Raw genomic sequence first — 12420 nt, 5'->3', positions numbered from 1 at the left:
ATCAACCAAACCTTCCTGATATATAGTCTTCCGTTTTCTTTTCCTTGGGATTTTGGAAAAGAGAATAGGTGTCCCCATGTTCTATTATTTCTCCAACTAAGAAAAATACAGTATGATCTGAAACTCTCGCAGCTTGTTGCATATTGTGAGTTACCATAACTATTGTATAATTTTCTTTTAATTCTGTTACCAATTCTTCAATTTTACTTGTTGATATAGGATCAAGGGCTGATGTAGGTTCATCCATTAAAAGTACTTCTGGTTCAACTGCAAGAGCTCTTGCAATGCAAATTCTCTGTTGTTGTCCTCCGGAAAGGGAAAGAGCACTTTTTCTTAAATCGTCCTTTACTTCTTCCCAAATAGCTGCACCCTTTAAAGATTTTTCTACTATTTCGTTTAAATCTCTTTTGTTTTTCATGCCGTGAGTCCTTGGGCCATAGGCAATGTTGTCGTAAATTGACATCGGAAAAGGGTTTGGAGATTGAAAAACCATTCCGACTCTTTTTCTCAAAAGGTTTACGTCAAAATTTTTATTGTAAATATCTTGATCGTCAAGTCTTATTTCTCCATCTATTCTACATCCTGTTACAAGGTCGTTCATCCTATTTAAACATTTTAAAAGAGTTGATTTCCCACAGCCTGATGGCCCTATAAAGGCTGTTATCTCTTTTTCTTCAATGTTTAAGTTGATATTTTTAAGGGCTTGAAAATCTCCGTAGTATAAATCCAAGTCCTTTATAAGCATCTTACTCAAATTCTTCCTCCAAAATCTTATAAATACAAATTTACATAATTTTATTTATATTTTTGTCCAATTTGAGTATATTAAAACCCTGTAAACATTTTTATCTTCAATTGTAAAGATTGTGTAAAGAATTTTACAATTGAAATTTTCTAAGAAAAAAAGCAGGTTTTACCTGCTTAATTTTTTATATTTATTTTGTTTATTTGTCTTAAATCAATTTGTCTTTCTGTAAAAATATTTATAAGATCTTTGTTGTGACTTATAAATAAAATTCCCATTCCGTGTTTTTTTGCAAAGTGCCTTAAAACTTCTAAAAGTTGAACTTGAGTTATGGCATCTACCATTGTTGTAATTTCATCTGCTATTAAATATTTTGTTTGTGGTGAAAGGATTCTTGCAATACAAATTCTTTGAAGCTCTCCTCCTGACAATTCAGTTGGCCATTTTTCAAGCCAAAAATTTTCTATTCCAAGTTTTTCCTTTACATCTTCTGAAACTTTCCAACCTTCATTTAAAATTTTGTCAACTTTCCATCTAATATTTACTGATTTTTCAGGATTTTGATGGACCATTTGAACAGGTCTAAAGCTTTTAAAATCTTCTATTTTTTTACCATCTATTAAAACTTGACCCTTATCTTGTTTTAAATAGCCTGATATTATTTTTCCCAGGGTACTTTTACCGTAGCCACTGGGAGCCATAAGACCCAAAATTTCTCCGGAATTTAATTGTAAATTTATATTTTCTAAAATAGGTCTTTCGTATGAAAAACTCAAATTTTTTACTTCAAGCATTTTTTTATGTCCTCGTCTGGTCCTAAAAATCCATTTTTTGGCAGGGCTCTTAGTAGGGCTTTAGAATAGGGATGTTTTAATTCTAAACCTTGTCCCTTAAATTTACAGGCTTCTTCTACTTCTATTATTGTTCCATCGTAAAAAATTCCTATTCTATCTGCTAAAGCTGTTGCCATATCAATGTCATGGGTTATTAATAAAAGACTTTTTCCTTGGCCTCTAAGAGCTTTAAACATTTTTGTTATTTCTTCAAGAGAATCATCGTCCATGCCAGGAGTTGGTTCATCTGCCACTATAAGGCTTACGTCTTTTACAATTGCCGATGAAACTAAAACTCTTCTTGCCATGCCTCCTGATAATTCATGGGGATAGAGGTCGTATACTTTTTCACTTAAACCAAAATCTTTAAAAATTTTATCTGCCTTTGATTTTTCGTAGGAATTAAGTCCCAAGTTTATTTGTTTTTTTGTTTTCAACAAGGGATTCAAAGATGTTATTGATTGGGGTACAAGTGAAATTTCACGACCTCTTAATGTGCACAGTTGGGAATAATTATAACTTTTGCCTTTAAATACGTAATTGCCACTTACCTTTGCATTATATGGCAAAAGGCCCAAAATACTATGGGCTAGAAGACTCTTTCCCGAACCGCTTGCTCCGAAAATTGCAAGAATTTCCCCCTCTTTTACTGTAATATTTAAGTCATGTACAACATTTATAATTCTCTTTCTCATTCCCTTTACATATTGTTCAAAGGAAATTGAAAGGTTTTCTATTTCTAATAAATTCATAAAATCACTCATGATAAGAATATGGATCAAATATCTTTCTTAAATTTTCTCCAAGGCCATTTATGACCAAAACTATTAAAACTAACATAAGGCCTGGAAAAAATGCAAGATAGTAGTAGCCTCTTGCAAGGTAGGTCATGGATTCCTGTAGGATTATTCCTATGGCAGGTTTTGTAATGTCAAGACCGAAGCCTAAAAAACTTATTGCCGATTCATGGAGTATTGCATGGGGAAACAAAAGTACCGCTCCCACTAAAATTTGAGGTAATAAATGGGGCAAGACATGGTTTAAGGCAATATAAAGATTGCTTTTTCCAAGAGCCTTTGAAATTTTTAAAAAATTTTCTTCTTTGATTTGTTTTATTTCAGCTCTTATAAGTCTTGTTATGCCTGTCCAGTGAGTAAGAGCTATTCCAATTACTACTCCCTTTAAACCTCTTCCAACGGCAACTGAGATGAGTATTAAAAACATCATGTGAGGTATTGATAAAAATACATCTATAAGCCAGTTTATAAATCCGTCTATTCTTTTTGAAGAGCCTGCAAGACAAAGGGAAAGTAAAATTGCAATTAATATACTTAAGCCTGATGCAATAATACCCACCTGTAAGCTTATACAAAGCCCTTTAACGGTTCTTAAATACATATCTCGACCCTTAGCATCAGTTCCAAAAATATGAAGGACTGAGGGGCCTTTTAATTTGTTTTGAAAGTCTACTTGGAGCATATCCTCATTTATAAGGCTTCCATGTATAAAAATATAAGCTATAAATAAAAGGCTTATACTTATTAAAATTATAGTTTTTCTTCTTGTGTTGAAAAATTTTTCCTTTGCAGGATAAATTCTGTCAGACTGGAGCTCTTTTCTATAAGTCTTTACTTCCATTTTCATAATTATGCCTTCTCTCTCATTTGCGGGTCTATTATTATATAAAATAAATCCGCCATTCTATTTCCAAGAAACACAAAGATTGCAGAAAATAATACAAGACCCAATAAAAGGGGTAGATCTCCTCTAAGTCCTGCTTGAACTGTTAAGTTTCCAAGTCCTGGATAGTTAAAGACATTTTCCGCAAGTATTGTTCCGCTGAAAAGTTCACTAAAGTATGAAAATTGCAAAGTGATTGCCGGAAGCATTATATTTTTTAAGGCAAAGTTTTTTATTATTTTAAAATCACTAAGTCCTTTACTTTTTGCATATAGACAGTAGTCGCTATTTAATATTTCAATTACTTTTTCCCTTGTATGCAAAATTATATTTGCCGTTCCTACAAGGGCAAGAGTTATTGCAGGAAGTATTAAGTGGTAGAGTCTGTCAAAAATTGTAACTTTATAAGATTCAATTCCTATAGGTGCTGCCATTGATGCAGGAAATATTCCAAGTTTTAATGAAAAAATTGTTATTAACACTATTCCAACCCAATAGGTCGGTGTAGCTGAAAGTATAATTGCATATGCTTTTATAATCTTATCTATAAGAGTATTTCTCTTTACTCCTGAAATTATTCCCAGAACAAATCCTAAGATTCCCTGAAAAATCCAAGCTGCACTCATTAAAAGAATTGAAGAGGAAAATCCTCTTTTTATAATTTTTGACACTTCTATTCCATAAATGTTACTTACGCCTAAATTGCCCCTTAAAATATTTTTTATCCAAGAAAAATATCTTGATAAAAGGGGGCGATCAAGCCCCCATTCTTCAATTAGCATTTGCTTTTGCTCATTTGTAAGTCCCACATTTTTAGACCTTGCAAAAGCGGCTATAGGGTCAATTGGTGAAATATCCATTAAAACAAAAGCTATAAAGGATACAAAGAGAAGAAGTAAAATAAATTTAATTATTAAATTTAAAACTTTCTTTCTCTCAATCTTCATTATTTCCACTTCCAATTACTTATAGTATCTACAATTGGCCATCCGCCACCGTGAGGTTGTATTTTTTGCTTTCCTATATCTAAATCATCTCTTACAAGATATAGGTGATTTTCATTTAAAATCCAAATCCATGGGCAATCTCCAAGACTTGAAAGTCCTGTTTGACCATCAAATTGAGCTTTTTTAAATTCTTCATTTAAGCCTTCAGCACTTGTTGCACTAAGGCCTTTCTCAAAGTGTTCATTTACAGTTTTGTTGTCATAATAGTTTGCATTATAGTATTCACGACCAACCATAGTGCCTGAATAGTTGTAATACATTTCAAGAGGATCATATCCTCCCCAACCAAAAAAAATTGCATCTGAATACATGTGGGGTGTTATGGCATCCCAATCTCCATATTCAACGTTTACTTCTATTCCAAGTTCTTTTGCAGTTTTTGCAAATTGAAGAGCTATATCTTCTCTATCTTTATAGGCAAGATATAAGTTGAATTTTGCTTCAACTCCATCTTTTTCAAGGATGCCCTTATCGTTTAGCTTCCATCCGCCTTCTGCAAGAATCTTTTTAGCTCCTTCTATATCTCCGTCATTTGTAATTCTTGTTTCTTCATTGAACCAAGGCATGCCGTCTGCAATTGAAGATGCTACTGAACCTTGCCCATCTAAAACTTCATCTATTATTTTTTTTCTATCAATAGCAATATTTAAGGCTTTTCTAATAGCTATATCACTTGTAACATTATTTCCTATAGGTGAACCTGGCGCTAAAGTTTCATCTCCTGTAACTTTTCCAGTATTTTTTTCCATAGGCATAGAAATTCCCCTGTTATCAACGGTATCTAAACTTTCAATATGGTAACCTTCAACATTTATATCATGAGCTGTATAGGGAACTCTTATTACATCACATACTTTTTCTTTTGCTGTTGCTAAAGAAGCATCGGTATCTTTAAAAAATAAGAAAGTGATTTTTTTAAAGGGGGATTTTTCTCCATAATAGTTTTCATTAGGCTCAATTATAAGTTGTTGACCTACTTTCCATTCAACCATTTTATAAGGTCCTGTTCCTATAGGATTGGAACCGTAAGTTTTTTCATCATAAGCATGTTCTGGAACTATGGGAAGAGAACACATGCTGGACACAAAAGAAATATCAGGCTTATCGAGTTTTAATTCAATAGTATAATCTCCTGTTGCCTTTGCTGATGCAAGTCTTGAAAGGTTACTTCCCGGAGCATTTTTTTCTTTTGCAAGGTTGTATGTAAATTCAACGTCTTTTGCAGTAAATTTTTCTCCATCAGACCACTTAACATCATCTCTAAGAGTTACATTATAAGTTAACTTATCCTCACTTAAGCTGTATTCTTTAGCAAGGTCATTTACAATATTTAAATCAAGATCACGTTTTAAAAGTGCTGATTGAAATATTGATGTTCCATAGTGACCCCATCCTGTAATAGGATCAAATCCTTTTTCCGGCTCTGATCCAAAGCCAAGCACCAATTCATCTTTTACTTGTGCTGTATTTTTATCCTCTTCTTTTTTATTATCTTGAGCTTTATTTCCACAAGCTGTAAGAATAAGAGATAAAATTAAAATTGTAAATAATTTTTTCATATTTCCTCCTAAGGTTTTTTATAATATTCATACTATCATATTATAACGTTTGTTACAATTTCAAACTTATTTTAATTTTAAATACAAATTTTTTATAAAAAAAAGACTTTAGGACAAAAAAAATAAAGACTTAAATTAATAAGCCTTTATAAATAAAAAAGACCGATTTTCTCGGTCTTATTATTAGTCTGCTGAGTATGGTAAAAGGGCAATTTGTCTTGCTCTTTTTATAGCACTTGTTATTTCTCTTTGGTGCTTTGCACAACATCCGGTAACTCTTCTTGGAAGAATCTTTCCTCTGTCGGACACATATTTTCTAAGTCCGGCTGCATCTTTATAATCTATTACCTTGTTTGAATCTTGGCAGAAAGCACATACTTTTTTTCTACTTCTAAATCTTCTTTGCATGTTCTATCTCCTTTAAAACGGAATATCCTCATTTCCTACAGGATAAAATCCGTCTGTATTATCATCCGAATTAAATGAGCTGTCTTCATATGCAGAATTAACCGGAGGGTTATCAAAGTTACTTCCTTGATTTACTTGTGGACGTCTTACATATTGGCCACCATTTTGACTTTCTGAAGCGGTTTCCACAAAGTGAACTCTGTTTATAACTACATCTGTTGTATAAACTTTCGTTCCATCTTGTTTGTCATAGCTTCCTGTTTGAATTCTTCCTTCAAGAGCTATCCTTGATCCTTTTCTAAAATAATTTGATATTAATTCAGCAGTATTTCCAAAGGCTACACAAGAAATAAAATCTGCTGTAGGCTGATTGTTTCTTTGAGCTTCTTCTTTCTTTTGACGGCTCATTGCCCTATCTACTGCTACGCTTGTTCTTAAAACGGCATTTCCGTTTGGAGAATATCTAATTTCTGGATCTCTGGTTAATCTTCCATATAATATTACAACATTCATAAAATCACCTTTATTTGTCTAAACGAACTATCATACTTCTCATAACGGGTTCCATAATCTTGGCAACTCTGTCAAATTCTTTTACAGCTGCCGGTTTTGCTTCAAATGTTATTAGAACATAATAAGCTTCATTTTTATATTCTATTTCATATGCAAGCTTTCTCATTCCCCATTCATCGATGTTTGAAATAGTTCCTTCTTTTTCAATGATACCTTTTAGTCTTTCTAAAGCACTGTTTCTTGCTTCTTCTTCTACTTCAGGATAAAACATGACAACTACTTCATATTTATTCATCTCTACACCTCCTTGTGGACTCTTAGGCACATACTTGTGCAAGGATATAACGATCTTTATTATTGTATAGACAAAGTCCTTTTTTGTCAATATTTTTGTTTTATCTTATAGTTTCTATAAAAATTTTATTTTAATTATATTTCAAAAAATTTTGCAAAAAAAGAAGACCTTATTAAGGTCCTCTCATTTTTTTATGCATTTGTTGTTTGAGCTTCTTTTTCTTCTTCAGCTTTTTTAGCTTCTTCAGCTTTTTTAGCTTCTTCAGCTTTTTTAGCTTCTTCAGCTTTTTTTGCTTCCATAGCAGCTTGTTTTTTCTTTTCTTGAGCTGCTTTTTGTTGAGCTTTTATTTTTTCTATTCTTTCAGGATATTCGCAGTAAATTGCTCCTGTAGGACAATTTGCAACGCAAATTCCACAATTTATACATTTGTCATAATCTATGCTTGCAAGGTTGTTTTCAACATGTATAGCATCTTTAGGACATTTCTTTTCGCAAATTCCACATCCTATACAACCAACAGAACAAGATACTCTTACATCTTTACCGCTGTCGTTTGAGAAACATTTTACAGCTGTTTTTTGTTTGTAAGGTATTAAGTCAATTATGTTTTTAGGACAAATCTTTATACATTTTAAACAAGCAACGCATTTTTCTTTATCAACTTGTGCAACTCCGTCTACAATATGAATTGCGTCAAATTCACAAACTCCTACGCAAGTTCCACCGCCTAAACATCCATAGCCACAGGCCTTAGAACCTTTTTGAAAATCTCCTATAAGTCTGCAGTCTACAAGTCCGTGATAATCATATTTATCTTTAGCCTTGCCGCAAGTTCCTTGGCATCTTACCATAGCAACTTTTCTTTCAATGTTGCCGGCATTTACGCCCATAACTTCAGCAATCTTTTCTGCGGTTTCAGCTCCTCCTATTGCACAGGAAGTTACATCAGCTTTTCCTTCAGCTATAGCAGCTGCAAGACCATCGCATCCTGGAAATCCACAAGCTCCACAGTTTGCTCCTGGAAGACAATTTCTTACTGCCAAAACTTTAGGATCAACTTCTACGGCAAAAACCTTTGAAGCTATAGAAAGGACAACTCCAAATAGACCTCCCATAATTGCAAGGATGATTATAGGGTAAATAATTGTTTTTATATCCATTTTTTCCCTCCTATACTAATCCGCCGAATCCGGAAAAAGCAAGGGCCATAAGACCTGCTGATACAAGAGCTATAGGTACTCCTTGTAATCCCTTAGGTACATTTCCTATTGCAAGTTTTTCTCTAAGAGCACTCATAAGTATAAGTGCAAGGGCAAAACCTACTGATGCACCAAATCCGGAAAAAATAGTTTCAATAATATTGTATTTGTTTTGAATGTTTAATACTGTTACACCAAGTACAACACAGTTTGTAGTTATTAGGGGAAGATAAACACCCATGGCAGTATATAGACCAGGTGATGTCTTCTTTATAACCATTTCTACAAATTGTACAAGAGATGCTATTACAAGAATAAATACGATTGTTTGTAGATATTCAAGATGAAAAACATTCAAAATATAAGTTTGTAATAACCAAGTGATAATTGATGCAATAACAACTACAAATGTTACTGCAACACCCATTCCTGTTGCAGTTTCAGTTTTTGAAGAAACTCCAAGGAAGGGACAAATACCCAAGAATTGAGCAAATACATAGTTATTAACAAGAATTGTAGATATTAAAATTGTTATTAACTTACCTAACATTATTCACTCCTCCTTGATAATAGATATTTAAAGGCCGCAATTAAAAATCCAAGTAGAATAAAAGCTCCTGCTGGTGCTCCCATTAAACCGATTCCCGGAAAAGCTTCCGGTAAAATTCTTTGATTTAAAAGAGTTCCGTATCCGAAAAGTTCACGGAAAAAGCCCATTAAAATTACAGCTATACTATATCCTACACCTGTTCCTAAACCGTCAACGATTGAAGGAATAACTTTATTTTTGTAAGCAAAGCCTTCTGCTTCCCCAAGAATACAACAGTTTACAACTATTAGAGGTAAGAAAATACCAAGAGCTGAATAGATTGCAGGGCTAAATGCGTGCAAAATCATTTCTACTAAAGTTACAAATGTAGCAATTACTACTATAAAACAAGGAATCCTTATTTTGTCAGGAATAATCTTTCTAAATATTGATACAACTGCATTACTCATAATAAGTACAAAAGTAACGGCAACTCCCATTGCTATTGCATTCATTAAGTTATTTGTAATGGCAAGTGTAGAACAAAGACCGATAAGTTGGATGAATATCGGGTTGTTTTTAAGCATTGAATCCTTAAATACTTTAAATAAATTCATTATTTAGCACCCCCATCATTCTTTAAAAGGTCATTGTAGGCTTCTATAACCATATTATCGCCTTTTACAACAGCTTTTGATGTTACAGTTGCACCGGTAATCCACATAACTTGATCTTCACCTTGAGGATCTTTTGAATATTCAAGAGGCCCTGCAGCTGATTTGCCTTCATAAGATTTTATATAATCTTCATCAGCTATGTGAGAACCAAATCCCTTTGTTTCTCCATTGGAAATATTTCTAAAACCAGCTATTTTATCTCCGTCAAGCAAAATTCCAATGGCATTTTTCATGGATCCACCAAAACCTGATGTTGCTGCATTAATACCATATCCTACAACCTTGTCACCTTTTGTAGCAACGAATATGTCTAAGATGTCTGGGTATTTTTCTTGAACTTTTGCAAGTTTTGCTTCGTCATACTTTTCAAATTTATCAGCTGCATCTCCAAAGATTTCTTTGTAGGATGCAAGAGTTTGTTCAAGCTCCATTTGAGCAATCCTAGGAGCTGTAACTCCGTTTACATATGCCAAAAGGCCGGCTGAAAGTGCACAAAAGGCAATTAGAATAATACCAAATTTTACAGGTTCTTTCATTTTTTTGCCTCCCCATATGCTTGTGTTTTAGTAAGTCTATCTATTAGAGGACTTGCAACGTTCATTAAGCAAATTGCATAACTTACACCTTCAGGTAAGCTTGCCTTGGTCCTAATGAGAGCCGTTATAAGCCCGCAGCCAAATGCAAATATAAGTTTTCCCTTTCCATTTGCTGGGCTTGAAGCATAGTCTGTAGCCATAAAGAAGGCTCCAAGGAAAAGTCCGCCTCCGAAAACTTCATAAGGAATAATATTTGCAGGTACTCCAAAAATAAATAAAAATACAATTGTTGTTCCAATAAATACAACAGGAGTTTTCCAAGAGATAACTCCACGGATTATTAAGTAGATTCCACCAATTGCAAGAAGTATAGCACTTGTTTCACCTATAACTCCATAGCATCTTCCGATAATCATATCTTGAAGAGGTGGAAGTCCTTCAAAAGTTCCTGCCTTTATCATTTGAAGAGGTGTTGCTTGAACAACTCCGTCAATTGTAGAAGAAGCTATTGAATTATAATCAATATAACTTGTCATATCCTTTGCCCAAGAAGCCATTAAGACAATTCTTGCAGCAAGAGCAGGGTTCATAAAGTTTTGACCTATTCCCCCAAAACATTCTTTAACAATTATCATTGTAAAGAAGCATCCAAAAATAGCCATCCAAAATGGAAATTTAATAGGCAGGTTAAAGGCAATTAAAATACCTGTAACAACTGCAGATAAGTCTCTTATTTGAACGGGTTTTTTCAAAATTCTTTGAATTATATATTCAGCACAAACACAAGAAACTACGCAAATAAGTGTCATCCATAAAGCTCTTATTCCCATAAAGTAAACAGAGCCTATTAAGGCCGGAATAAGGGCGATGATAACATCAAGCATAATTTTTGTAACCGTATCCTTAGACCTGATGTGAGGGGCAAGGGATACATAAAAATCGTTACCTTTTAGCGAATTAGTTTTTATATTTTCCATATCTTACCTCTTTGTTCTCATTCTAAGTTCACGCTTTGCAAGTTTAACCGACTGAGTTAAATATCTCTTTGCAGGACATACAAAAGAACAAATACCACATTCCATACATTGATCAGCATGGAGTTCATCGCATCTGTCCAAATCTCCTATTAAAATAGAAGCATTAATGTCCGTAGGATTAATTCTTGCAGGACAATGGTCAATACATCTTGAACATTTTATACAAGGACTTTCTTCAGTTTGTTCAATTTCAACATCAGTGAAAACTAAAATACCTGAAGTAGTCTTAGTAATTGGACTTTCAAGATCAAAGACTGATTTTCCAGTCATAGGACCGCCACAAATAATTTCAAGGGTATTTTCCTTAACTCCTCCACAAAAATCGAGGATATCTTTAACAGGAGTCCCTATTTTAACTAAAATATTTTTAGGCGTATTAATACCTGAACCTGAAACGGTAATAACTCTTTCATAAGAGCTTCTACCTTCAACTACAGCTTCATAGAAAGCAAGAGTGGTTCCCACATTAGTAAGGAAAACTCCTACGTCGTTGGTAACACCGTTTTGTGGAACTATTCTTCCTAAAACAGCTTCAGAAAGTCTTTTTGAATCCCCTTGGGGATATTTTGTCTTACATCCTACAACTTTAAGATGACTGTATTCTGGATGCTTTTTAATGGTTTCTTCCATTTTTTCAATAGCATCAGGCTTATTTTCTTCAATAGCCATATAAGAAGCTTCTTTGTTGTAGAATTTTGAAAAGATGTCAAGACCCTTTAAAATCTCTTCAGTCTTTTCAAGCATGATTCGATGGTCGCAGGTAAGGAAAGGTTCACATTCCGCCCCGTTAATTACGCATTCATCAAGAACTGGGTTTTCGCTTTTAAGCTTTGCATGAAGAGGAAATCCAGCTCCACCCATACCAACAAGGCCCTTGTCTTTTACAAACGGTATAAGTTTGTCAAAAGTAAGGTCCTCTTCCTTAGTTATGGGAGTTCTTTCTTCCATTTCATTTTTACCATTGTTTTTGATAACTACGCAATCACAATATCTTCCATCGGCAGTATACATTTTTTTAATTCCGGTTACACTACCGGATACACTTGAGTGAACAGCAGCGGAAATAAAAGCTTCTGAATCGCCAACTTTTGTGCCGACTTTAACTTCATCTCCAACTTTCACTATAGGCTTACATGGAGCACCTATATGTTGAGACATTGGTATGTAAACAACATCTACTTCAGGCATTACTTCAATTGAAGCCTTTTCTGAAAGTTCTTTGTGTTCGTCAAAGTGAATTCCACCTACTTTAAAGGTGAGATTCCTTGAACTCATAATTTTCACCTCTCAAAAGAATAATTGCAAAAATACATAATATTTCATGTTCTTCATTATAACACTAAAAAAAGCCCTTGTGAATTAATCATCATAAATAATAACAATCTTATCTTATAAAATATAT

At 33.7% G+C, this 12420-nt stretch carries 15 protein-coding genes; all 15 read right to left on the bottom strand.

The window, feature by feature from the left end; translation table 11 throughout:
• Window position 1 precedes the first annotated feature (1 nt).
• Entirely contained in the window at window positions 2-745 is a 744-nt protein-coding gene (pstB, locus tag J2S72_RS07390) for a phosphate ABC transporter ATP-binding protein PstB (protein ID WP_202899130.1), read from the bottom strand.
• A gap of 176 nt (window positions 746-921) precedes the next feature.
• Window positions 922-1539: an ABC transporter ATP-binding protein gene (locus tag J2S72_RS07385; RefSeq protein WP_023055953.1), complete on the bottom strand. Its 618-nt coding sequence runs from the start codon at window positions 1537-1539 to the stop codon at window positions 922-924.
• Window positions 1527-2330 carry an ATP-binding cassette domain-containing protein gene (locus J2S72_RS07380; RefSeq protein WP_023055952.1) on the bottom strand — a complete coding sequence of 268 codons (804 nt, stop codon included), beginning with the start codon at window positions 2328-2330 and terminating at the stop codon, window positions 1527-1529. The genes J2S72_RS07385 and J2S72_RS07380 overlap by 13 nt, the downstream gene beginning before the upstream one ends.
• Window positions 2331-2334: 4 nt before the next feature.
• Complete coding sequence (locus J2S72_RS07375; RefSeq protein ID WP_023055975.1) at window positions 2335-3222, bottom strand: ABC transporter permease; 888 nt, start codon at window positions 3220-3222, stop codon at window positions 2335-2337.
• Between the two features lie 2 nt (window positions 3223-3224).
• On the bottom strand, window positions 3225-4205 hold the full coding sequence (locus J2S72_RS07370) for an ABC transporter permease (protein WP_023055973.1): 981 nt from the start codon (window positions 4203-4205) through the stop codon (window positions 3225-3227).
• On the bottom strand, window positions 4205-5824 hold the full coding sequence (locus J2S72_RS07365) for an ABC transporter substrate-binding protein (RefSeq protein WP_023055932.1): 1620 nt from the start codon (window positions 5822-5824) through the stop codon (window positions 4205-4207). The genes J2S72_RS07370 and J2S72_RS07365 overlap by 1 nt, the downstream gene beginning before the upstream one ends.
• Window positions 5825-6007: 183 nt before the next feature.
• The gene (gene rpsR, locus J2S72_RS07360; RefSeq protein WP_023055959.1) at window positions 6008-6232 is read right to left on the bottom strand and encodes a 30S ribosomal protein S18; all 225 of its coding nucleotides are present in this window, start codon (window positions 6230-6232) and stop codon (window positions 6008-6010) included.
• Window positions 6233-6244: 12 nt separating this feature from the next.
• Window positions 6245-6745 (bottom strand): single-stranded DNA-binding protein, encoded by a 501-nt coding sequence (locus tag J2S72_RS07355; RefSeq protein ID WP_023055945.1) that lies wholly within the window; start codon window positions 6743-6745, stop codon window positions 6245-6247.
• A gap of 10 nt (window positions 6746-6755) precedes the next feature.
• Window positions 6756-7040: a 30S ribosomal protein S6 gene (gene rpsF, locus J2S72_RS07350; protein WP_023055916.1), complete on the bottom strand. Its 285-nt coding sequence runs from the start codon at window positions 7038-7040 to the stop codon at window positions 6756-6758.
• 191 nt (window positions 7041-7231) lie between these two features.
• Window positions 7232-8200 (bottom strand): RnfABCDGE type electron transport complex subunit B, encoded by a 969-nt coding sequence (locus J2S72_RS07345; RefSeq protein ID WP_023055958.1) that lies wholly within the window; start codon window positions 8198-8200, stop codon window positions 7232-7234.
• A gap of 10 nt (window positions 8201-8210) precedes the next feature.
• Complete coding sequence (gene rsxA / locus J2S72_RS07340; RefSeq protein ID WP_023055909.1) at window positions 8211-8789, bottom strand: electron transport complex subunit RsxA; 579 nt, start codon at window positions 8787-8789, stop codon at window positions 8211-8213.
• On the bottom strand, window positions 8789-9385 hold the full coding sequence (gene rsxE, locus J2S72_RS07335) for an electron transport complex subunit RsxE (protein ID WP_023055923.1): 597 nt from the start codon (window positions 9383-9385) through the stop codon (window positions 8789-8791). The genes rsxA and rsxE overlap by 1 nt, the downstream gene beginning before the upstream one ends.
• Window positions 9385-9981 carry an RnfABCDGE type electron transport complex subunit G gene (locus tag J2S72_RS07330; RefSeq protein ID WP_023055979.1) on the bottom strand — a complete coding sequence of 199 codons (597 nt, stop codon included), beginning with the start codon at window positions 9979-9981 and terminating at the stop codon, window positions 9385-9387. The genes rsxE and J2S72_RS07330 overlap by 1 nt, the downstream gene beginning before the upstream one ends.
• Window positions 9978-10958, bottom strand: a complete 981-nt coding sequence (locus J2S72_RS07325) for an RnfABCDGE type electron transport complex subunit D (protein WP_023055939.1) — start codon at window positions 10956-10958, stop codon at window positions 9978-9980. The genes J2S72_RS07330 and J2S72_RS07325 overlap by 4 nt, the downstream gene beginning before the upstream one ends.
• 3 nt (window positions 10959-10961) lie before the next feature.
• Window positions 10962-12293, bottom strand: coding sequence for an electron transport complex subunit RsxC (gene rsxC / locus J2S72_RS07320; RefSeq protein WP_023055903.1), 1332 nt, complete (start codon window positions 12291-12293; stop codon window positions 10962-10964).
• Between the last annotated feature and the right edge of the window lie 127 nt (window positions 12294-12420).

Origin of the sequence: Peptoniphilus koenoeneniae (assembly GCF_030812875.1) — a bacterium.
In the GTDB taxonomy this organism is placed as follows: Bacteria; Bacillota; Clostridia; order Tissierellales; family Peptoniphilaceae; genus Peptoniphilus_B; species Peptoniphilus_B koenoeneniae.
This window is presented reverse-complemented; position numbering and strand designations above follow the sequence as displayed.

Coding starts and splice junctions, on each gene's coding strand:
- pstB (WP_202899130.1), bottom strand. CDS start 745: ATGCTTATAAAGGACTTGGATTTATACTACGGAGATTTTCAAGCCCTT.
- J2S72_RS07385 (WP_023055953.1), bottom strand. CDS start 1,539: ATGCTTGAAGTAAAAAATTTGAGTTTTTCATACGAAAGACCTATTTTA.
- J2S72_RS07380 (WP_023055952.1), bottom strand. CDS start 2,330: ATGAATTTATTAGAAATAGAAAACCTTTCAATTTCCTTTGAACAATAT.
- J2S72_RS07375 (WP_023055975.1), bottom strand. CDS start 3,222: ATGAAAATGGAAGTAAAGACTTATAGAAAAGAGCTCCAGTCTGACAGA.
- J2S72_RS07370 (WP_023055973.1), bottom strand. CDS start 4,205: ATGAAGATTGAGAGAAAGAAAGTTTTAAATTTAATAATTAAATTTATT.
- J2S72_RS07365 (WP_023055932.1), bottom strand. CDS start 5,824: ATGAAAAAATTATTTACAATTTTAATTTTATCTCTTATTCTTACAGCT.
- rpsR (WP_023055959.1), bottom strand. CDS start 6,232: ATGCAAAGAAGATTTAGAAGTAGAAAAAAAGTATGTGCTTTCTGCCAA.
- J2S72_RS07355 (WP_023055945.1), bottom strand. CDS start 6,745: ATGAATGTTGTAATATTATATGGAAGATTAACCAGAGATCCAGAAATT.
- rpsF (WP_023055916.1), bottom strand. CDS start 7,040: ATGAATAAATATGAAGTAGTTGTCATGTTTTATCCTGAAGTAGAAGAA.
- J2S72_RS07345 (WP_023055958.1), bottom strand. CDS start 8,200: ATGGATATAAAAACAATTATTTACCCTATAATCATCCTTGCAATTATG.
- rsxA (WP_023055909.1), bottom strand. CDS start 8,789: ATGTTAGGTAAGTTAATAACAATTTTAATATCTACAATTCTTGTTAAT.
- rsxE (WP_023055923.1), bottom strand. CDS start 9,385: ATGAATTTATTTAAAGTATTTAAGGATTCAATGCTTAAAAACAACCCG.
- J2S72_RS07330 (WP_023055979.1), bottom strand. CDS start 9,981: ATGAAAGAACCTGTAAAATTTGGTATTATTCTAATTGCCTTTTGTGCA.
- J2S72_RS07325 (WP_023055939.1), bottom strand. CDS start 10,958: ATGGAAAATATAAAAACTAATTCGCTAAAAGGTAACGATTTTTATGTA.
- rsxC (WP_023055903.1), bottom strand. CDS start 12,293: ATGAGTTCAAGGAATCTCACCTTTAAAGTAGGTGGAATTCACTTTGAC.